Source organism: Lientehia hominis, assembly GCF_021044755.1.
In the GTDB taxonomy this organism is placed as follows: domain Bacteria; phylum Bacillota; class Clostridia; order Lachnospirales; family Lachnospiraceae; genus Lientehia; species Lientehia hominis.
Genome location: NZ_JAJNOR010000003.1, coordinates 17936 through 39867 on the forward strand (window position 1 = coordinate 17936; position 21932 = coordinate 39867).

Genomic DNA, 21932 nt, shown 5'->3' on the forward strand with positions numbered 1-21932 from the left:
TGCGCTTACCAGCTTCTCCGCCGTTCGGCAGCTCTCTATTTTATTCTGGCTTTCCAAACTCTGCCTCTGCTTTCCACATAGCTGATGCAATTACTTTATCCATATCATAATACTTATACTCTGCAAGCCGGCCGCCAAAAAGAACTTTTTCTTCTTTTTTTCCCAGCTCCTCATATTTCTTGTAAAGTTTCTGATTCTTTTCATCATTGACAGGATAATATGGCTCCATGCCCTCTTCCCATGCCTCTGGATATTCCCTGGTCACCACAGTCTTCGGAATTTTGGAATACGGCACGGTACATTCAAAATGTTTATGCTCTATGGTCCTTGTATAAGGCACTTCTCTTGCGGTATGGTTTACAACCGCCACTCCCTGGTAATTATCGACATCATATATATCATCTTCAAATCTCAAGCTCCGGTATTCCAGCTTCCCGAAACAATATTTAAAATAAGCGTCGATCATACCCGTATAAACAACCCGGTTGCCCATAGCGTCAAATGTTTCTTTGTCTGCCAGATAATCGGTTTTTAGCATGAGATCGCAGCCTTCAAACAGTTTTTCCGTTATTACGTTGTAGCCTCCGATGGGAATACCCTGATATAAATCGTTAAAATAATTATTATCATACGTATAGCGGACCGGCAGCCTCTTGATAATAAAGCTGGGAAGCTCCTTACAGGCTCTCCCCCACTGTTTTTCCGTATATCCTCTGATCAGTTTTTCATAAATGTCAGTCCCTACCAGAGAAATGGCCTGTTCCTCCAGATTAGACGGCTGGCCAGTTACGCCCGACCTTTGTTCTTCTATTTTGACTTTCGCCTCTTCGGGCGTAGAAACTCCCCACATTTTGCTGAATGTATTCATATTAAACGGCAAATTATACATCTCTCCGTGATAGTCCGCCACCGGACAATTCGTATACCGGTTAAACTCCGCAAGTGAATTTACGAACTCCCATACCTTTTTACCAGAGGTATGGAAAATATGGGCGCCGTACCGGTGTACCGGTATACCCTGCACATTCTCGCAGTAAATATTCCCGCCCAGATGCTCACGTTTTTCAATTATCAGACAAGTCTTCCCATTTTTTCTTGCGTACCAGGCCATGACCCCGCCAAAAAGACCGCCGCCTACGATCACATAGTCATATTTTTTCATAAAATCACCGCGGATTCCTTTCTGCCCTGTCCAACTTTCTCCAGGGCGCACTTCTCCCAGTGCTTATAGTCGGATATCATTTTACTACATCTTCCCTGTAAATGCAAGAACTCCGGCGGTCATAACCGCCGGAGTTCCTTACAATCTTCTTTATAATCTTAAGCTTTCATTAAACCTGAAGTTCTACTTGAACAGCCTGTTCAATCCGCTGAAAAGCGCCCTGTGAGATGCCCTCGTAATATTCGGGCTCACACCGACACCGAAGGTCACTCTTCCGGTATCCACATCCATTACCTGAATATAAGCTGCGGCCTGTGCATGAGAACCCTCACCTAACGCATGCTCCGAATAGTCCAGTACCTTCACGTGAACATTCACCGTCTGCTCGATGGCGTCCCGCACCGCGTCAATAGGTCCGTTTCCGACTCCCTTCGCCGACAGAATCCCTCCCTGATATTTGAAGGTCAGTCTCGCCTGGGTATCCGTCTCGCCCACATCTGTAGTCTCGCATCGGATAAAGTTGAACGGCTCCTTGGAAGCCAGATACTCAGCCTTAAAAAGCTCCATGATCTGCTCAGGCGCCACTTCTCCGTGGGCCTCCGCCACAGCCTGCACTACATCTGCAAACTCCTTGTGCATCCCTTTCGGCAGCTTGAATCCATAGAAAGTATCCATGACAAACGCTACGCCGCCTTTGCCGGACTGACTGTTGATCCGGACAATGGGCTCGTAATCCCTGCCCAGATCGGAAGGATCCACCGGAAGATACGGGACCTCCCAATATGGATTCTTTCTGGCCTTGAGCGCCCTGACGCCTTTGTTGATGGCATCCTGATGAGATCCGGAAAAAGCGGTAAATACCAGCTTGCCGGCATACGGATGCCTGGGGTCGATCTCCATCTTGCAGCATCTTTCATATACTTCAATGATCTCCCGGATATTCTCGATATCCAGCTCCGGGTCGATTCCCTGTGAAAACATATTATAGGCCACGGTCAGGACATCCACATTTCCAGTACGCTCTCCGTTTCCGAACAAGGTGCCTTCCACTCGGTCCGCTCCTGCAAGCAGCGCAAGTTCCGTTGCGGCCACTCCAGTCCCCCGGTCATTATGGGGATGTACGCTCAATACTATGGTCTCCCGGTCTTTAAAATTCCGGTGCATCCATTCAATCTGGTCCGCATACACATTGGGTGTCGTCATTTCCACCGTCGCGGGAAGGTTGATGATAATCGGCTCCTCCCTGGTGGGACCCCACGTTTCCTGTACGGCCGTACATACTTCAAGCGCATAATCCATTTCCGTCCCGGTGAAGCTCTCCGGAGAATATTCCAGCACAATCTCACCGGGGAAATCCTTCGCCCTCTCCTTTACCATCTTCGTACCGTCAACGGCAATCTGTTTAATGTGCTCTTTGTCCATACCAAACACCACATCTCTCTGAAGAGTCGAGGTGGAGTTGTAGATATGGACCACTGCACGCTTAATGCCCTGAAGGGCCTGAAAAGTCCTGTCTATCAGATGCTCTCTGCACTGTACCAGTACCTGGACCACCACATCATCCGGAATCAGGTTCCGGTCGACCAGCTGCCTTAAAAAATCATACTCGATCTGAGACGCCGCCGGGAATCCGACTTCAATCTGCTTGAAGCCAAGCTTCACAAGCAGATTGAACATCTCAATCTTTTCTTCCACGACCATAGGCTCGATCAAAGCCTGGTTTCCATCCCGCAGGTCAACGCTGCACCAAATCGGAGCTTTTTCTATCTCCTTATTCGGCCACTGTCTCTCCGGATAATCCATCACCGGTACTCGTTTATATCTCTTAAAATTCAACATGATCTATCGTCCTCCCTGGATCTTCTCCACAATAATCGTTTTCCATCTGCTCTGCTCCAATGTTTCTCTGAGAAAGCTTCATAGTCGATAGATCACACCATACTTTGCTATAATGTACATTTTAATTTTTGTGCTGCTCTTTCTAGGTCCAGCCCCATGAGTCATCAGTCCCATCTTATAAATTCACCGGCAGGGCGTAACCGCCGCCGGCGTAGACTAAGTATAGCATACCGCCCCAAAGATTACAATTGTATTTTCCCCGAAACATATTCCTTCTGTCTATGGCCGACATAAACATAAATTATGGCTGTCAGCCCCAGCCAGAACCAGGTCGTCGGATTGCTGAACCAGGTCGTAAAGAAAGAAAAGACCAGATACATGGCAATCTGTGCATAAAACAGGCAGGATACAGGATTTCCGCTTTTCTTCTGTGAAGACGCCACTTTCCTGCAGGCCATTCCGAGCACCAGCCCAAAAAGCGCCACTCCCAAAACTCCGAAATCATAATATGCATCATATATCAAAGTGACAGTCGTCAATTCCGTTTTCGTAACATAAATCGGAAAATCCACCAGGCCAGGCGCCAAAAACTTAAGCCCGGTCAGAGCAAACACAGGAAACAGCTGGCGCAGGCCAAAGGTATGAGCCGGAAGTTCTCTGACAAGGCAATTGAAATTGTCATAATTATTTGCTGCATACATATAAGGCTGTGTGATAAAGATCGGGGTTTCCGAATTCTTCATTTCAAATATGCCGTTCAGGTACGCTACATCATGATTCCTTGCCACTGTCAGCCCCACATATACTGGAATCAAGGCCGCCAGTACCAGTATGATATACCGCAGCCTGATCTGTGGGTAAGCCGCTACTGCAACACAAATGGAAAGCAGCACCGCCAGCATCAGCTGAAACCGGGACACGCAAAGGACCGGAACAGCCAGTGCAGCACAGCAGCAGACAGCCAGAGCTGTCCACTCTTTCGCGTTCAGCCTGCCTCTGACTTTCTTATACAGAACTGACAGCGGCAGCACAAATATACTGCTGACCGTGAAATAATGAACGCCTGACAGGTGAAAATACGAGTAGGCATGAGGCTTATCTGAAAAAAGAGGAATCTCCCGGATGACTGCCGCCTCCAAAAGAAAACAGGCATAGGAAATCAGCAGAACCGCAAGGATGCACTGCAAAAGCCTTTTTGCCATCGTCTCTTTGTCCGGCCTGTCTCCCCGGCCGTTTCCCCATATGTACCTACGGAATCTTTTAAAGCCAGTCTTGTACCATATTTTGCTCTTCCCCGCGCCTTCCTCACTTTTTCGCTTTCTGTTTTCTCTCCGCCCAGTCCACTCATATCCCAGAATGAAGAACACATACACCAGGATAAAACTGATCCAGGTCAAATATTCCCAGTCCTGTGCCAGACGAGAGAGCTTCATGGCCGAAAGCCCCATCCCTCCCGTCCAGAACAGAGAAAACACCGCCTCCAGCTGAAACAGATATCCATGCCTGCGGAAATAAAAGGCATATTCCCCCGCCGCCAGCAAAATCAAAACAAAACCAGAAAATACATATTCTCCGGTTTTGCTCATTACGCAGGCCAGCACACATCCAAGTATGTAAATCCCCAAGTTCGCCGCCATCACCGCGTTTTCTTTATTTCTCATAACATTCACTCACCCAGACCGCTTTTTACTATGTCTACGATTGCTTTCAGCGCCTCTTCCTCGTCCGGGCCGTCACAGAAGAACTCCAGTTCATCTCCCGTCTTAATGCACGCCCCCAGAACGCTCAGTACACTCTTCGCATTTGCCGTTATATTTCCAAAACGGAATGTGATGGAGGAAACAAATTTCATCGCCTCTTTGCACAGAACCCCGGCCGGTCTCAAATGCAGACCGGTGGGATTTTTAACAACCACCTTCTCGCTAACCATAATAATCCCTCCATTCCCTTATACATCTATTCAAGACTCTTATCTTGTCTGCTCACTGCTGACAGAGGGCACAGACGTACCTGTAGTTTCCGTACTCTCCGTCCCGTTTACCGACTCACTCGCTTCACTGCTGGTCTCTGTCCGGCTCTCCTCCGACGATTCCGTATCTGTTGTCAGAGAAGTCACCGTCACCTCCACACGTGCTGCTGTCACCGTGAAATAAGACTTATACTCATCCGTGATCTCAACCTGAGGTTCCAGCTCATAGGTCCCGGGAGAATCGATCGAACTCACATCCAGAGTTACAAAAAGATCGCTGTTATTCACCTTTTCCAAATCTTCACTTAAGCCTGTCAGAACCACTGTCACCGCGTCTTCATTTCCAAGCCGGTATCCGAAGTCAGGAGAAGCTCCTGTCATACTGAGCTGGTTTTTGCTGATGCGGAAGCTCTTCTGTGTCAGCTTCTCGATCTGAAATACAATATTTATGGTATCCGGCTGTCCGTCGGCCACATTCAGGCCTTCCGGCAGCAAGTCGCTTACCTTCACTGTCCTGACGACATCCTTGTCCGCGCCTGTCAAGTCCACTGTGACCTCCAGTATATTATCCAGCTCCGCTATCAAGCTTTTGGCTCCAGTTACCAATATGGTCTGAGGATCGCACTTAAAGTTGATATACTTGTAGCCTTCCGCCACGTTATTCTGTCCGGTGACTTTTACATCAACGCTTATCTGGTTGGTCTTCACCGCCGTCATGATGACTTCCGCTTTCGAAGCGCTCACAGATATCCTGTCATCCGACATATCAATTTCCTGTCCGTTGGCTTTCAGCAGCCTGATGGTCCCTTCCGCCTGGATATCGTCAGAAGCTCCTGCCACATCCACGTTTATTCCCGCGTGGTCAATAGTATCCATTACGGACTTGGGCGCCGTTACTCTCACGGTACTGGGAGATACGGCAATCTCGCTGAAAGCGTAGCTGTCCGCAGGCTCACCATTTTGAGCCACCTGAATCTCGAACTCCTTCGTCTGCATTTCTTCAACATTCACTTTTATGCTTCTGGTGATCTGCGTCCAGGAACGGATCAGGCTTTTATTGTTCACCACCGTAATCTTTACCGCCACAGAACCGGTCGCTCCATATATTTCATTCATATCTATGGAAGCTTCAAAATCATCTGCCGAAATCTTCCTTCTGTCTGTCCTTCTGGCGGTAACCTCCACACTGACAGTCTGATCTCCCATCAGCTCATACGTCAGATTGTTGTCCCTAATGGCTGACTGTTCATTCAGTACAGTCACCGGAATGCCCGACACCGTAAAGGTATCCGTAGGATTATCGATATTTATGACCACCATCCAAAGGAGAACGGCACCGATGGCGGAGATGATTTTCAGCAGCCAATTATTTGTCAGCTTTTTTTTCATGCTTCTGCCATCCTTTCAAAATCTTCAGCCGGCGTCCTTTGGGCGCCTCATTCTCTTCTATGATCCGCTTAAGCTCCTCCCTGAGGGTATCCGGATCCATCCCTCGTCTCAGCCCTCCGTCAAAAGCAACAGAAACCGTCCCCGTCTCTTCCGAAACGATGACCGTCACACTGTCGCTCACCTCGCTGACTCCGACCCCGGCCCTGTGCCTGGTTCCCAGATCTTTACTGATCGCCATATTATCTGACAAAGGGAGATAACAGGTGGCCGCCACTATACGGTTCCCCCTCACTACCACGGCGCCGTCATGAAGCGGCGTATTATGTTCGAATATGTTTAACAACAGCTGGCTGGTGACCACACCGTCAACTAAAATTCCGGTCCTCTCATATTCCGCCAGCGGAGTTTTTCTTTCTATTACGATAAGAGCCCCTGTCTTTACCTTGCTCATCTCGAAGGTGGCCTTTACGATCTCATTCATTGTCTTATCGGAAAACTTATCATCCACCATCTTCCCATTATCCGAGACCAGGAACCCAAGCACTTTATTCCGTCCCAGCTGTTCCAAGGCCCTGCGAAGCTCTGGCTGAAATATAATCACCACCGCGATGATGCCTACATTGATGGTTTTATCAGCCAGCCACAGAATCGTATTCATATGGAACAGATAAGCAACCAGGATGAATCCCAGAAGCACAAGTATTCCCTTCAGGAGCACCCAGGCCCTTGTATTTTTAATCCAGAGCATGACATTATACAAAAGGACGGCGATAATGATCATCTCGACCACATCGGTGACCCTGATATCAGGGATGCTCTGCATAAGATAGGTTTTCATTCCATCAAACAGTTTCGTCATAATCCGTTTCCCGCGGCTCCTCCGCCTTCTCTAAAGGCTGGGTCTTTCCCGAAAGCACCTGGGTATCCTCCAAATCTTTCTTATTCCCTTCTCTAAATAAATCCTTCGTCTTTTCCAGATCTTTTCCGGCCGTCAGTATCTCCGACGTGCTTCCCATATCCTGATGAAGGGTAAAAAGCTCCTCACCGTCTTCTGACTCTCCCCGGTTCTTGGGATTTATTTTCCTCACTGTCACCTCCGGCTGCGTCACAGCCACCTTAGGCACAGCTTTTACATAATAATAATAATCGTCGTCCTGAAACTGCACATATTCCGTTCTGGAATAATCCAAATGGAACAGGAAAAACTCCAAAAGGAACCCGACCGCCGCCGCCAGAACAGCGCCCACTATGACGGTCACCACAGACAGATCGATATCCGCCAAGAATACACCTGCAAACAAAAGCAGGATATTCACAAGCGTCCCAGTTACAATGGCAATTTCCCAGGCACGGTTCGCCGACAGCCTCCGGATCATATAGACCACGAGAAGCGTCACGCAAAACGCCCCCACCATAACCCACATCTCCCGGTTCCCCAGAATACCGTTGATCATTTGGGTATATCTTCCCGGCATGGACAGGGAGCCCGTGGAAGCGAGGACCCCCACATTGTCCTTGACGAATTTCAACATATAATAAATGATTATCCCAAAGCTCATGGGAATAACGCTGAAAACAGACCCCGTCAGCCCGAGAGCAAGAGGTATGATCAGGGGAATCCGGCATACAAACATGAGCGGCATCAAAATAAGCACGATGCTGTCGCCCGGCTGGAAAACATAATAAAGGCAGAAAAACAGCAGAAGGACTGCTGCAGCCACAAAAAACACCTCCAGGGATACCGCATACATATGCACCAGCACGAATATACCTGCCGCCACCACGACCGCCCCATTGGGAAGAAAACCGCAGACAGCCGCCAGGCCGACCGACAGCCATATATGATTCAGCCTCTCCATATATCCCATGAATCCGTCAACTGCCATAAAGACCGCCAGTGAGACCAAAAACCGGAGCACTCTTAAGATATGCACCCCATATCGGGCGTAGAATTTTTTTATCCGCTCCCGCAGAACCAAAAGAGTCATCATACTCTGTATTCCTCCGATTCCCTCCAGACCTTCACCGTCTCCTGCTCATACAGGCGGCTTATCTGTTTAAGAATAGCCTGATAATCCTTTACCTTCGCTCTTGCTTTCTGATATTTGCTCTTAAATACAAAATATGCCGCCACGAGAAAACACGCAAGCAGACATATAAGGGCGATACCCGCCTGGACAGCCATCCTGGCCAGATCCTCTATCCGGGTCTGCGTCATGAGAGGCTCCGCGAAATACAGCACCCACATCACTGTCAGCAGCAAATAGGCAAAAATAAATAAAATGCCAGAACGGATCATTTCATAGCTGATATAGTCACCTTTATAAAAGTGGTTCAGCCGCAGGGCTTTCCGCTCTTCCTTGACTCTGAATATTTCTGCTTTTGTCATCAGCTTTGTGCGTTCCGCATTTACCATACTTCATACTCCTCATCCAGGCATACTGCTTTATAATAGTATAACATACCAAGTGAAAAATTTCGAGAAGATATTATTATTTTTCTATAAAGTATCATACCCATACATGCGGCAGAATAAAACAGCCGCCCCGGTTTACTCACTGAGCCGGACGGCTGCTTTTCATTTTCTTTCAAATAAACCATATGAAAATATCGTCACTTATCCCGCCGCCGGTCCAGTCTGCTGTTCCTTAAATAAAGGACCATGTCGATACTGACAGCGGCCATATTGAAGAAATAAAAGAACCACCCCAAATGAAACAAAAAATCCAACTCTCCTCCATGAGAAAATAACATAAATTTCCTTATGATGCCGAAAATATATCCTATCCAAATAAAGAACTCAAAAAACAGGCTTTTTCCTTTTGCAGTTCTGGAGACCCAGGATTTTCGGATGGAGATGGGCCACGAGAGTCCGAAGCACAAAATCATCAGCATCTCTAATAAATTTGTCATGAATCCTTCTCCCCCCATAAGCAGCGCTCGTATATTCCGGCACCTCTAACAGCTTTTTCCAGAGTCCCGCCAATCTCATCCGGAAGTTTTGCCACTGCTGCTCCACTCTCAGAAAGAGCATGCGCTTTACCTTCGGCAGTCCCTTTCCCACCAGAAATGATAGCCCCCGCGTGCCCCATTCGTTTGCCGGCCGGTGCAGTCCTACCGGAAATAAAAGCAGCGACCGGCTTCCGGATATGATTCTTTATGTAATCCGCGGCCCGTTCTTCTTCATCTCCGCCTATTTCTCCGATCATCACAATTCCGAGGGTCTCCGGATCCTTCTCAAACAGCTCCAAAGCATGGACAAATCCCAGGCCATGTACCGGATCTCCGCCGATTCCCACGGCGGTAGACTGGCCGATGTTCCTTTGTGAGAGCTGATGAATTGCCTCATAAGTCAGCGTCCCTGAACGGGATATGATTCCAATTCGTCCTTTTTTACAGATATATCCGGGCATAATGCCAATTTTACACGCGCCCGGTGTGATGATCCCGGGACAGTTTGGTCCGATCAGTACGGAATCTTTCCCCTCCAGGTATTTTTTTACACGGATCATATCAAGCACGGGAATTCCTTCCGTAATGCAGACTATCAGGCGCATCCCGGCATCCGCCGCCTCTAAGACCGCGTCCGCCGCCGCAGAAGGGGGTACAAAAATGACCGATGTATCCGCTCCCGTCATTTCCGCCGCTTTGGAAACTGTATTGTAAACGGGAATACCGGATACGCTGCTTCCCCCCTTACCGGGGGTACTTCCTGCCACAATCTTTGTTCCGTAATCCAACATTTGTTCCGTATGAAAGCGCCCCTGTTTTCCGGTAATCCCCTGAACGATCACTTTTGTATTCTCATCGATCAAAATGCTCAATCCGATTCACCTCCATACTCAACAGCCTTTTTTGCCGCCGCACTCATGTTCTCCGCCGGTATAACAGAAAGGCCGGACTCCCTGAGCAGCCGCCTTCCCTCTTCCGCATACGTCCCTTCCAAACGCACAATCACAGGTATTTTGACACCTAAATCTTCTGCGGCACCAAGAATACCCCTGGCAGCAATATCGCAGCGTATAATTCCGCCGAAAATATTGACCAGGATCACCCTGACCCGTTCATCTGAAAGCAGGATCTCAAAAGCCTTTTTTATCCGTCCTTCTGTCGCGCTTCCGCCCACGTCAAGAAAATTGGCAGGACGACCGCCATATCCCTCCAGCATATCCATCGTCGCCATCGCAAGGCCCGCGCCGTTGACCATACATCCTATCGTTCCAGATAAGGAAATATAGTTTAACCCCGCTTCTCTGGCTTTTAACTCTTTTTCATCTTCTTCAAACGGATCCATTAAACTCATTAATTCCGGATGCCCAGCGCATCCGTTATCATCAAATGTGATTTTGGCATCTGTTATATGTATCCTGCCGTCTTCTGTTTCAGACAAGGGGTTGATCTCCGCCATAGAACAATCCTTTTCCAGGAACAATCGGAACATTCCCTTTAAAATTGTCCTCATCTGACAAAAAAGACTGCTGCTCATTCCAAGCTTTTCGGTCAGCACCCGCACATGATAATCGCGCAGCCCTATTTGTAAAGATACCGGCTGCTTAAAAATAAGATCCGGCTGTTCCTCCGCAATTTGTTCGATTTCCATGCCGCCGCATGCGGAAGCGAGAATAAGCAGTCCGCCATTTTCAAAATCAGGCAGCAGCCCTAAATAGTACTCCTTTTTTATCCTTTCAGCCGGTGTGAGCAGTAATTTATGTACGGTCCGTCCTTTCGGCCCCGTCTGCCTTGTCACAAGGCAAGTCCCAAATAATTCCCCCGCTGCCTTCTTTAGTTCATCTGCACTGTTTACGAGGCGCACTCCTCCGGCCTTTCCTCTGCCTCCCGAATGGATCTGGGCTTTTATAACACATGGAAATCTTATTTCATCTGGTATCGTATCTTTTTCGCTCAGTAAAACGCCCTCCGGAACGGGAACCCCATATTGGGCCAGCAGCTCCTTTGCCTGATATTCATGAATCTTCATCTTACATATCCTTCCTTTGCTTCTTAAGGACTTCGCCCATCTCTTCTCCCACATGGAGCGCTTTCAAATTCAAGTCTTCCGTTCCTTCCGGAATATGCCGGAGCACCGCCCGTTCCATCGTCTTTTCATCTGCAATTCCGAGAAGCTTATTGATCACACCGACCGCAATGATATTGGCTGTGACTGTTTTTCCGATCCGCTCCTTCGCGGCTTTTAAAATCGGGGCGGTTACTGTCTGTTTTTCAGCCCATACCGGAATGGTCAGACCTGCATCAGCCAAAATCATACACGTTTCCGCCACTTCCTCTGAAAAATGATTTAAGGCTTCCTGTGTCAAAGCCATCAAAAAGGTGGGATGAAGTACCTTCGTAAATCCAATGGGGACGTCGCTTATGATGACCTCTGCCTTGCACATCCCCCCTCTGGCCTCTGGACCATATGCCTGCGACTGAGCAGTTTTCTTTTCCGCGATCACGGCAGCCTCCGCAAGGATGATCGCTGCCAAGATGATTCCCTGTCCTCCGGATCCCGTAAGCCGAAGTTCACTTCTGGCCATCTTTCTTCCCTCCCCTCAGTCCGTCTTTGATCTTCTGATATTCGGCTGTAAATTCAGGATAATTGGTATGTGCCAATACCCCGATGACCTGCTTATCCTGAAGCTGCTCCGGCGTCATTTTTTCCGCATGTTCCGCCATGACGCCATGTGTTTTTTGCCGCATGAGCATATCAACCGCGCTTCCTTTCTTATTTTTTCTTCCGTAATAGGTCGGGCAGATGCTCGCACAGTCGATAATGGAAAATCCTTTATGTAAAATTCCTTTTTGAATCAAATAAGTGGTTGCCTCCACATGATAAGTATCCCCCCGCGCCGCATAAGAAGCACCTGCGCCAAACGCCAGAGCGGCAATGTCAAACGCCCGGTCTATATTTCCGTACACCGCGGTCGTTCCGTACTCTCCTCTCGGTGTGGTGGGCGAATACTGGCCTCCGGTCATACCATAAATATTATTGTTAAATACCACAACAGTCATGCCGACATTCCGCCTGGCCGCATGAATCAAATGATTTCCGCCGATTGCAGACACGTCTCCGTCACCGGTGAGGACGATCACTTCCAGCTCAGGATCTGCCAGTTTAATTCCGGTGGCATAAGGAATCGCCCTGCCATGGGTCGTGTGGATCGTATCAAAATCCATATAACCGGCTGCGCGCGACGAACACCCGATTCCGGATACGATCACGACCTTTCTGTGATCCAGGCCCAAATTATCAATAGCCGAAGCGACATCACGCATCAACACGCCATTTCCGCACCCGGGACACCATATATGCGGCAGATGCTCCTCTCTCATATTATTTTTTATCAGCACACTTGGCATAGTGCTCCTCCTCAATCTTGGTAAGCAGCTCCTCCGGTGTAATAACATCTCCATTTATTTTTCCGATAAAATCCACCGGGACCTTCCCCTGTGCCGACCGCCTTACTTCCAGTAATATCTGTCCGTCATTATGCTCCGCCACAAGGATTCGTCCCGTCTTATCTGCCAAACGAAAAATCTGCTCCTCAGGGAACGGCCATATCGTGATCAGACGGAACATTCCTGCTTTTATACCTTCCATTCTGGCTTCATCCACTGCCGAAAGCGCTGCCCGGGCCGTCCCGCCGTAGCATACAACCACTTCTTCTGCATCCTCCAGCAAATATCCGTCGTATGTGATAATATCCTCTTTGTTTTTCTGGATTTTATCCAGCAGTCTTCTGCAAAGCTTATCCGCTTCTTCATGAGAATTCGTTGGAAAACCCGTATCGTCATGGATCAGGCCTGTAATATGATAATGCTGGCCCATCCCCAAGGGCATTAGACGGGGGACCCACTCTCCTTCCTTTACAAGATAAGGAAACGGGTTTTTCTCTGCTGTCAGCGGCGTGAGACGGTCCTCTATCTCTAAAGAATCCATATCCGGCAGTTCAACTGCCTCTCTGAGATGTGCGATCATCTCATCCATGAGAAAAATCACCGGCGTCCTGTATTTTTCTGAAAGGTTAAAGCACCGGATGATCAGCTCATAGGTCTCCTTTACGGAAGACGGGGAGACAGCGATGGCCGGATGATCGCCGTGGGTTCCCCATCGGGCCTGCATGACATCTCCCTGGGAAGGGGAGGTCGGAAGGCCCGTGGACGGACCTGATCTTTGAACATCTACCACCACACAGGGAATCTCAGTCAGACAGGCATATCCGATATTTTCCTGCTTCAATGAAAAACCAGGACCGCTTGTGGCCGTCATTGCTTTTATCCCGGCCGCGGAAGCTCCGATCACCGCCGCTATGCCGGCTATCTCATCTTCCATTTGAATGAACGTTCCTCCTGCCAACGGGAGCCTGACCGCACAATTTTCTGCGATTTCCGTAGAGGGTGTGATCGGGTAGCCGGCGAAAAGACGCATTCCCGCAGCCAACGCGCCTTCCACACACGCTTCATTTCCCTGCATCAGTACAGCTTTACCCATAGATTATCAGCCTCCTCTTCTTCAATATAAACGGCATAGTCCGGACAGCGCTTTTCACACTGCCCGCATAAAATGCACTCCTCCCGATGGGCGATCACAACGCCGTTTTCTCCAAGCTCCAAAACATGTTTCGGACAAAAAGCCACGCAGATCCCGCAGCTTTTGCACCATCCGGGCTGTAATTTCAGTTCTCGCTTATTAACCATTTCCTTCTCCCAAAGATTCACGGCTTTCCTTACAAATTATGATCCATAAGTCAAATCAGACATCCCCGCAGCCATTCCGCTCCGGCGCCCATACAGCGTTCCGGCTCTTCCTCATAAACATACCCGTCGCGGTTCCCCCGCATGTTCAGGGAAAGGATTCCTGTGTATCCTGCCGAATCAAAGCTCGCGAGCATTTCTTTCAGATCCAGACAGCCTTCTCCCGGCGCAAGATGCACAGAGCTGCCCCTGCAGTCGGCAATATGTGCCATCAGCACTTTATTGGCTCCCAGCTTTTCAATCATCTCCTTTGGCGACGATCCAAGCTTTGACAGGTGGACCGTATCCGCTGTAAATCCTAAGGAACCCGATTGAATCGTCTGAGCCAGCCTTTCGGCTTTCTCTATGGTGCAGAGCAAAGATGCGGTCCGTGAGGAATTTACGGAAACCGCGATTTTTCTTCCGTAGCTTTCCGCAGCCTCTGTCAAATATGCCAAAGCCTCTGTGCTGCGATGCCACGCCGCCTCCTCGTCTCCGTCCAGCGGACAGCTTCCCGCGTCGAATGACACCAGTGGCGCTCCAAAGAATTCTGCGTACTGAATTGCCCGGACCAAGTAGTCAATGGTTTTCTTTCTGACCGTAAAATTTGCAGAAGCAAGATTCATAGGGTATTCCATTGTCGGCGCTGTAAGACACGCCATCCACAGTCCTCGTTCTACCAGCATTTTCTTTAAGGCTTCCGGTTCCCCCTCTTTTACATCATCAAAATAAAAGTGGGGTTCGCAGCAAACAAACTCAATCTTTTCAGCTCCCAGCCTCTGCATGGAATCCAGGGTATACCGGAGCGAACATTTATGATACGGATAATTTGTCAGCACTATTTGGGATTTCTTTAAGCTCATTTTTGTTTCTCCCTTTCTATTGGCCCATGGCCTTTTCGTCAGCCGGGGATATGACCGCACATCCATTTATATCCTTTCCTCATAGCTTCTTCCGGCGCCTCATCGGCCCCCTGAAGTTCCAAAGAAAGATATCCATCATACTTTGCGTCATCCAGCACCTGCAAAATATGATCGAGGGGGAGTCTGCCTTCTCCCGGTACCATATGGAGCGAGGATGTCGCATCTCCCAAACCGTCCGTAAAATGGACATGTCTGAGGTTCTGGATTCCGATATTATTGACGCTGTCTTCAATCGTCTCCGGTATCTTTACCATGACGACGGTATCCGTCATTCCCTTGTACCCAGGCGAATCCACCTCGTCGATCAGCTTGCGAAGCGCCTTTGAACTCTGTAGCACAGATTTCCATGTGAACACCGAATACTCCGATGTAATAACGATTCCGTGAGCCGCCGCGTAACCGGCCAGTTCTCTCATGGATTCTGCCGCCCTCTCCCATGCTTCCGCGGCCGGCTCATCGATCAGAGAATAACCCACGTGCATCTGGATAAACGGAGCGTGAAAAGCCTCCGCACAATTGACGGCTCTCTTAAGGATACCGATGCTGCGCCTTCTGCACATTTCGTTAGAGGAAGCAAGATTAATAGGATAATTCATGACATCCGGAGTGACGCAGATACATTTCAAATGATGGTCCGCAATTTTCTTTGCCGTTACACGGATGTCCGCTTCACTCACATCCTCCAGACTTAAAAGCGGCTCCACCGCCTGAAATTCAAAATGCTCACACCCAATACGTTCCAAAGAATCCAACGTATAATCCAGTGAATAGCGGCAGTAGGGAAATGTCGATGTTGCGATTTGCGACTGCTTCAAATGAGTGAGACTCATATCGTAAAAACTCCTTTCCTGGTATTGAATTCAACCTTTATAAGATTTCTTCTTTCTTATTGCCGCACCAATCTCAGCAATATATTTACTGCTTAAATAAACATCAGGGTCCACCCATTTGCCGTTCAGATAAACATCCTCTCTGCCCTCTGCCTGCTGCCTTTCATAAGCTTTAACGACTGCCTCAGCGTCCTCAATTTCCTGGGCGCTGGGGGACAAGATCTCATTGATCATATCTACATGCTCCAGCATCCCTACCGATCTCCCGGTAAAGCCCATCTCCTTGTCCAGCTCCGTATCTGCGCGTACAAACTCCATAACGGCTTCCGGTCCAAAGTCTTTGCTGCAGCCAACAACCGTATCCGCCACCCCGATCCCTGCCGCTTTAGCGTCCAGCACCATTTTCTGTTTGGCATATACCAGCTGCATATTTCCCATTCTCATGGAACGCCTTACGTGCATACATGTTGTCAGGTCTCCGGCGCCGAGCCCGACTCCTGTCACTCTGTCGCAGCAGGTATCCAGCCGATATCCATTGTTGATCCCAATCGGTGTTTCCAGCAGAAGCAGAATCTCAATGGTATTATGCGGCAGCCCGTTCTTCTTTTCAAAGTCCGTGATGATCCGGTCAACCTTCAGAACCGTTTCAACACGCTCTGTTTTTGGGATTCGAACTGCGTCCGGCATACAGGGCAGGACTGCCGCCAGATCATCAATCCCCAATTGGGTATCCGGATGATTGATGCGGACCACCTTTTCTTTGCCCTTAAAATCTACTTCCTTTAAAATCCTGCAGAGATTATCTCGTGCCCGTATCTTGTCGGGCCCGTTCACATGCTGCTCCAAATCAAGCTGGACCGCGTCCGTATTACTGTTGATGACTTCCTCCAGATTCGTAAAATCCGGTCCGTTTACCCAAAACATCGTTCTTCTAAGCCGCATCCGTTTTATTCACCCTCCCATTTCGTTATTGTAAAAGAAATTGTTTCCAACTTATTCAAGGTTTGCATGTAATTCAAATGCCGCCGCCCGCATAAATTCCAGATTCTCATTATGCTCAGCGATCATAGCATCCAACAGGATCAGCATACTGAGCTCATAAAGACAGCCCGGCATATTCGGATCCTTCTGTTCTTCCGGCACAGGGAAATATACCACCTCACATTCCGGATAATGTTCCGGCGTTTTTTTCTCCGACAGCAGGAAGACCCGCGCGCCGGCCGCAGCTGCAGACACTGCCGTGCTTTTTGCAAGGGGATTTTCTCCGTCCCGGTCTGAAAGAATAAACACATCCCCCGGCTGGATCTCCGGACAAACGGTATCATCCCAGACAAAAGCCCTGATTCCCATATGCATGAGTCTCATAAGATAGCATCTCAAAAGATTCCTGGGACGAGAGGAAGGGGCCCATACAAACACCCTGCCATTCAACGGCAGTGTGTTTTCAACTGCCTGCAGTACTGAATCCGCTTCCTCTTCTTTTATCCCTTCTTCCACTTGCCGTATTCTTTCTGCCAGCTCCACGGCAGCGGGAAGAATCTCCCGTTCTTTGACAGGGGAGCAAATTTCCTTCTCTGTTCTGTAGCAGCTCACGACCGCCTCTAAAAAGAGAAGAAGACTTTGTTCATATTTTCCGCCGCCCGGCTGAATGGATCGTCCGATTCCTCCGCATGCGGCTGTCCTTCCTGGAACGATCACCGCATAATCAGAAGCATTTCGGCAAAGGGATTCAGGTACGATGGTAAGCAGGGCTGCCCTTGCTCCAAATCCCCGCGCGCGTTCTGCTATGCTGGCCACACCGATATTGTGGCCGGCGCCGCTGGCGATGATCAGCAGATCTTCCTTCCCGATAGCAGGAGTAATGGTGTCGCCGACCATATAAGCTGTTTTTCCTGCTTGAGAGAGGTGTGTGACAAAGCATCGAAGCATTGCCTGGCACCGTCCCGGAGCCCATGCGAAAACTCTTTTTGCTTTCACAATATCCGAATAAAGCCGCTTTACTTCCTCCTCTTTCATTCCATGCAGGCACTCGGTCAATTCGTCTATAATCGCACATGCAAATTCCTTCAGATTTCCCACCGGTATTTTACGACCTCCTCTGTGACAGGATGGCAAGAAGCAGCACCAGCCCTGTGATCAGGTTCTGCCAATACAGCGACAGTCCCGCCATTGACAATATGTTGCTGAGGAGCCCATAGATCAGCACACCTACAATAATGCCCCGCAGGTCGCCCAGACCTCCCCGCATCCTGGTTCCGCCGATCACAACAGCAGCCATCAGGGTGAATCCCCACTGGCTGCAGCTTGCGGGATCGCCTACTCCTGTACGTGCTACTAAGAACAGTCCCGCGATACATGCCAAAATACTGCAGATCAGATGTGTGATGAGCTGCGTCTTTTTTACATTCATGCCCATCATTGCCGCACTTTCCTGATCTCCTCCGATTGCATAGATCACCCGCCCCAGCTTTGTCTTTGACGCCATGATCCAGAAACCAAATACACAGACTAGAAATACGGCAAACGGCGTTGGCAGAAAGCCAAATAAGTTACTCCTGCTGATGCTGTAAAACAGTTCAATATTCTTTGTACTTCCTGCTATGTAAATGGTGGCGTCATTATTGATGATAAGTCCCAGGGAACAGAATATCCAACCGGTGGATAAAGTTGCGATCATTGCCCTGACATGCAGCTTTGCGATAATAAAACCGTTGATAAGTCCCACTGCAGGACCGACGCACAGGCTGAGAAGCAGCGCCAGCCAAAGATTCATCCCGGCCTTTGTGATGCACCAGGAAAAGACCATGCCGGTAAGCATTGCTGTATATCCCACAGATACGTCGCGGCCGCCGCTGATAATACACAGGTTCACGCCGATGGCAGCAATTCCGAACCAGCTGACCTGCCTCATGACATTGGATAAATTGCTCCAGGACAGAAACGTGTTTCCGAATAATATGCTTGAAAACACAATCATCAAAATAAGAACGACTATGGTTCCTTTTCCCCGCAGAAAATCCAGGAATTCCGACAGCGGTATTTTTCTTTCTGAACTTTTTTCCATCTTTCCCTCCATTATGAACGTTCTATTGAGTGCAGAGCCAGCGCGAAAACGATTACAACGCCCTTCAAGATATTCGCCATCTGATAGGTAATATTGGAAAAATTCACAGTCATGGTGATAAGCGTCATAAGCAGAGCGCCTGCAATAGACCCATAGATTCTTGCCTTTCCTCCGCGCATGCTGGTTCCGCCAATCGTTACAGCCGCTATGGCACTCATTTCATAATCAAGACCAATCGTATTTGCATCAGTAGCTCCGCTGCGGAACAGTTCGATCAAACCTCCGAAACCCGCCAGCACGGAAGAAAACAGATACACCGCAACGATCGTTCCTGCCACAGAAATGCCGCAGAGATATGCCGTCCTCTGATTGTTCCCGACCGCTTCCACATGTTTTCCAAAGCTTGTCTTTTTTGCGATAAACCAAGTCAGAAAAATCACTAGGATCATAGGAATTACAATCACCGGCAGCCGAAAAGAAAACAGACGTTTTTGGGCAATAAAGGCTCCGATGGAACTGCTCACATTCCGCGCGATTCCCGAGGTATATATCTGTGCGGCAGCCCGGTATACCATCCTCGCGACCAGCATCGCAACCAGGGGCTGCAGCTTATATCTTGCTACCAGAGTACCATTTATCAGACCGCACACTAAGCTTATTCCCAATGCTAAAAATATGGCGGCCGCCTGATTCCCTCCCGACACGATATATTCACCGCATATGGAAGAGGAAATCGCCATGATAGCGCCGACGGAAAGATCGGTGCAGCCCGCTGAGATAACCAGGGTCATGCCCATTGTCACAAACATAAGAGAAGTAGTCTGTGCAATCAGATTCCATAGGGAATTGATCTGCACAAAGTTTTTGGTAAAGAGGGCATTGTAGAGAATCAGTACTACACACATGAGGGCGGCGGCATTATCGATCGCAAAATGTCCCGCTGTACCAGCCTTTGAAGTCAGCGTTTTTTTCTGCATCCCTTACACCCCTTTCTCTTCCTGGAGCTTTTTCGCATCACGTACGGTTCTTCCGCCCTCCGCGATCGCATTGGTTATAGATTCATTGGATATATCCATGCCCGACAGTTCGCTGACGACATGGCCTTCGTATAACACGATCACGCGGTCACAGCCTCTGACCAATTCTTCAAATTCAGAAGAAATATAGAGCACCGCCAATCCCTGCTCCGCCAGCTCCTGGATAAGCTTTTCAATCTCTGCCTTCGCGCCGACATCGATTCCCCTCGTAGGCTCATCAAAGATAATGAGTTTAGTATCCATGCACAGCCACCTGGCAACCAGCGCTTTCTGTTGATTTCCTCCCGACAGTTTTCGAATTTCCATAGAGGAAGACGGTGTCTTAACAGCCAAGCGGCCGATATACTCCTTGACCACTGCGTTTTTCTTTTTTCTGTTGATCACTCCGAAGCGTACATAGGAATCCATGGACGGCATGATAATATTGTCATCCACTCCCATCAGGGCGAATATCCCTTCGCTGCGGCGCTCTTCTGTGCAGTAAGCGATTCCGTTTTTGATCGATGCCGCCGGAGATTTCAAATTGACCCGTTCGCCTTTGAAATACCGCTCACCGGTAAAATCTTGGTCATCGCCAAATATGATCCTTGCCAGTTCCGTTCTTCCCGATCCCAGTAACCCGGCTAATCCTACGATCTCGCCGCTCTTGATCTCCAGATCAACATTGTAGAGCCGGTTCTTTTTGTTTATGTTCCGCAGACTATAGAGAACCGGAGCATTCTTGAGTTCCGGATTCTCTTTCTTTCGCACAACTACCTCCCTGCCCTTCGCATCCCCGATCATGCTGCTTATCAGCTGACTCATATTAATAGCCGCAGACTCATAAACCCCTATAAGGTGACCGTTACGCAATACGGTGATCCGATCGCTGATGGCAAACACTTCGTTCATACGATGTGTGATATAAATGATTCCGATTCCCTTTGTCTTTAATCTCCGAATCTCTCTGAACAGCACCTCTACTTCATCCGCATCCAGAGAGGAGGTCGCTTCATCCAAGATCAGGACCTTCGCGTTTACCACGACTGCCCGCGCTATGGCTACCATCTGCTGAACTGCCGCTGTAAGATCCTTAAGAGGTTTTTTTACATCTATGTAGACGGACATTTCTGCCAAGATCTGCTTTGCTTCCTCATTTGTCTTTTTCCAATCGATCAATCCCCGCTTGTTTCTGATTTCGTGTCCTATAAACAGGTTTTCCGCTACGCTCAGAAACGGGCTCAGATTCAATTCCTGAAATACGCTCTGAATGCCCAGCTGCTGCGATTCCAGCACTGATCTTGCTCTTATCTCTTTTCCATCCAGCAAAACCTGACCGGAATCTTTTGTATACAATCCAGTGATAATCTTGATCAAAGTAGATTTACCGGCTCCGTTTTCTCCCATCAGGGCCATGACCTCTCCTCTGCGAAGATTAAAATCTACATTCGTAAGTGCAGGCACTGTAGAAAAGGATTTATATATATTGCGGGCTTCCAGAAGATATTCCTGCTTTTCTGTCTTCTGATTTTCCAAGCTATCACCTCGCTTTTAAAAAACTGATAGGTTATCTGACTTTAAAAAATTCAATCAGTTCTCCGTCGGGACCATAAACAAAAGCGATCCGGATCAGCAGCGGCGGCACTGACTGAATCACCGTATCAAACGGAGCATCCCTGCTGACTGCTCCCGCTTTTATCGCCGACTCATACGTCTCATCCGTATTTTCTACTCCAATGGCTAAATGAAAAAAGCAGCCGCTTCTCTTCTCAAAGTCCTCAGGAAGACCCTCCTCTCCTCCCTCATAAATCTCTATAAAGTCCCCTCCGCCAATATCCACCATACAGCATCGTCCATCGTCTCCCTGCCATTCATAAGCCAATCGACAGCCAATCCCGCCGCAATAAAATGCAAGGGTATTTTCATAGTCGGCCGCGCGCAATGCAATATGATGAAATGTATGATTCGTTCCCATAATGTCCGCCTCTTTTCTTTGTATACCTTTGAAT

Annotated in this window: 23 protein-coding genes; all 23 read right to left on the minus strand. The window is 48.7% G+C overall.

The features are described from left to right. Window positions 1–40: 40 nt before the first annotated feature. The 23 genes from glf to LQE92_RS05985 all read right to left on the minus strand — a co-directional run bounded on the left by glf (window position 41) and on the right by LQE92_RS05985 (window position 21898). On the minus strand, window positions 41–1162 hold the full coding sequence (gene glf / locus LQE92_RS05875; protein ID WP_231062070.1) for a UDP-galactopyranose mutase: 1122 nt from the start codon (window positions 1160–1162) through the stop codon (window positions 41–43). 183 nt (window positions 1163–1345) lie between these two features. Then, window positions 1346–3001 carry a 2-isopropylmalate synthase gene (gene leuA / locus LQE92_RS05880; protein ID WP_231062071.1) on the minus strand — a complete coding sequence of 552 codons (1656 nt, stop codon included), beginning with the start codon at window positions 2999–3001 and terminating at the stop codon, window positions 1346–1348. Window positions 3002–3243: 242 nt separating this feature from the next. Then, window positions 3244–4662 carry an O-antigen polymerase gene (locus LQE92_RS05885; RefSeq protein WP_231062072.1) on the minus strand — a complete coding sequence of 473 codons (1419 nt, stop codon included), beginning with the start codon at window positions 4660–4662 and terminating at the stop codon, window positions 3244–3246. Between the two features lie 5 nt (window positions 4663–4667). Beyond that, complete coding sequence (locus tag LQE92_RS05890) at window positions 4668–4931, minus strand: HPr family phosphocarrier protein (RefSeq protein ID WP_231062073.1); 264 nt, start codon at window positions 4929–4931, stop codon at window positions 4668–4670. 39 nt (window positions 4932–4970) lie between these two features. Continuing rightward, window positions 4971–6359, minus strand: coding sequence for a CdaR family protein (locus LQE92_RS05895; protein WP_231062074.1), 1389 nt, complete (start codon window positions 6357–6359; stop codon window positions 4971–4973). Next, window positions 6337–7218, minus strand: a complete 882-nt coding sequence (gene cdaA / locus LQE92_RS05900) for a diadenylate cyclase CdaA (RefSeq protein ID WP_231062075.1) — start codon at window positions 7216–7218, stop codon at window positions 6337–6339. Before cdaA ends, LQE92_RS05895 begins: the two co-directional genes overlap by 23 nt. Continuing rightward, window positions 7202–8350: an ABC transporter permease gene (locus tag LQE92_RS05905; RefSeq protein ID WP_231062076.1), complete on the minus strand. Its 1149-nt coding sequence runs from the start codon at window positions 8348–8350 to the stop codon at window positions 7202–7204. The genes cdaA and LQE92_RS05905 overlap by 17 nt, the downstream gene beginning before the upstream one ends. After that, the gene (locus LQE92_RS05910; RefSeq protein WP_231062077.1) at window positions 8347–8775 is read right to left on the minus strand and encodes a hypothetical protein; all 429 of its coding nucleotides are present in this window, start codon (window positions 8773–8775) and stop codon (window positions 8347–8349) included. The genes LQE92_RS05905 and LQE92_RS05910 overlap by 4 nt, the downstream gene beginning before the upstream one ends. 197 nt (window positions 8776–8972) lie before the next feature. After that, window positions 8973–9272 (minus strand): hypothetical protein, encoded by a 300-nt coding sequence (locus LQE92_RS05915; protein WP_231062078.1) that lies wholly within the window; start codon window positions 9270–9272, stop codon window positions 8973–8975. Further along, window positions 9269–10183 carry a succinate--CoA ligase subunit alpha gene (gene sucD / locus LQE92_RS05920; protein ID WP_231062079.1) on the minus strand — a complete coding sequence of 305 codons (915 nt, stop codon included), beginning with the start codon at window positions 10181–10183 and terminating at the stop codon, window positions 9269–9271. The genes LQE92_RS05915 and sucD overlap by 4 nt, the downstream gene beginning before the upstream one ends. Next, window positions 10180–11337 carry an ADP-forming succinate--CoA ligase subunit beta gene (gene sucC / locus LQE92_RS05925; protein ID WP_231062080.1) on the minus strand — a complete coding sequence of 386 codons (1158 nt, stop codon included), beginning with the start codon at window positions 11335–11337 and terminating at the stop codon, window positions 10180–10182. Before sucC ends, sucD begins: the two co-directional genes overlap by 4 nt. 1 nt (window position 11338) lies before the next feature. After that, window positions 11339–11893 (minus strand): 2-oxoacid:acceptor oxidoreductase family protein, encoded by a 555-nt coding sequence (locus tag LQE92_RS05930; RefSeq protein WP_231062081.1) that lies wholly within the window; start codon window positions 11891–11893, stop codon window positions 11339–11341. After that, window positions 11880–12716 carry a thiamine pyrophosphate-dependent enzyme gene (locus LQE92_RS05935; protein ID WP_231062082.1) on the minus strand — a complete coding sequence of 279 codons (837 nt, stop codon included), beginning with the start codon at window positions 12714–12716 and terminating at the stop codon, window positions 11880–11882. The genes LQE92_RS05930 and LQE92_RS05935 overlap by 14 nt, the downstream gene beginning before the upstream one ends. Beyond that, a complete protein-coding gene (locus LQE92_RS05940) occupies window positions 12691–13848 on the minus strand; it encodes a 2-oxoacid:acceptor oxidoreductase subunit alpha (RefSeq protein ID WP_231062083.1) in 1158 nt (385 codons plus the stop codon). The genes LQE92_RS05935 and LQE92_RS05940 overlap by 26 nt, the downstream gene beginning before the upstream one ends. After that, on the minus strand, window positions 13830–14054 hold the full coding sequence (locus LQE92_RS05945; protein WP_231062084.1) for a 4Fe-4S dicluster domain-containing protein: 225 nt from the start codon (window positions 14052–14054) through the stop codon (window positions 13830–13832). Before LQE92_RS05945 ends, LQE92_RS05940 begins: the two co-directional genes overlap by 19 nt. Window positions 14055–14104: 50 nt before the next feature. Next, complete coding sequence (locus LQE92_RS05950) at window positions 14105–14953, minus strand: sugar phosphate isomerase/epimerase family protein (RefSeq protein ID WP_231062085.1); 849 nt, start codon at window positions 14951–14953, stop codon at window positions 14105–14107. 38 nt (window positions 14954–14991) lie between these two features. After that, entirely contained in the window at window positions 14992–15843 is an 852-nt protein-coding gene (locus LQE92_RS05955) for a sugar phosphate isomerase/epimerase family protein (RefSeq protein ID WP_231062086.1), read from the minus strand. A 30-nt stretch (window positions 15844–15873) separates the two neighbouring features. Then, complete coding sequence (locus LQE92_RS05960) at window positions 15874–16785, minus strand: HpcH/HpaI aldolase/citrate lyase family protein (protein ID WP_231062087.1); 912 nt, start codon at window positions 16783–16785, stop codon at window positions 15874–15876. Between the two features lie 51 nt (window positions 16786–16836). After that, window positions 16837–17922 (minus strand): phosphoheptose isomerase family protein, encoded by a 1086-nt coding sequence (locus tag LQE92_RS05965; RefSeq protein ID WP_231062088.1) that lies wholly within the window; start codon window positions 17920–17922, stop codon window positions 16837–16839. Window positions 17923–17929: 7 nt separating this feature from the next. Continuing rightward, entirely contained in the window at window positions 17930–18907 is a 978-nt protein-coding gene (locus LQE92_RS05970) for an ABC transporter permease (RefSeq protein ID WP_231062089.1), read from the minus strand. Between the two features lie 11 nt (window positions 18908–18918). After that, window positions 18919–19884 (minus strand): ABC transporter permease, encoded by a 966-nt coding sequence (locus tag LQE92_RS05975; RefSeq protein ID WP_231062090.1) that lies wholly within the window; start codon window positions 19882–19884, stop codon window positions 18919–18921. A gap of 3 nt (window positions 19885–19887) precedes the next feature. After that, window positions 19888–21459 (minus strand): sugar ABC transporter ATP-binding protein, encoded by a 1572-nt coding sequence (locus tag LQE92_RS05980; RefSeq protein ID WP_231062091.1) that lies wholly within the window; start codon window positions 21457–21459, stop codon window positions 19888–19890. 31 nt (window positions 21460–21490) lie between these two features. Next, window positions 21491–21898, minus strand: coding sequence for a VOC family protein (locus LQE92_RS05985; protein ID WP_231062092.1), 408 nt, complete (start codon window positions 21896–21898; stop codon window positions 21491–21493). Window positions 21899–21932: the final 34 nt, after the last annotated feature.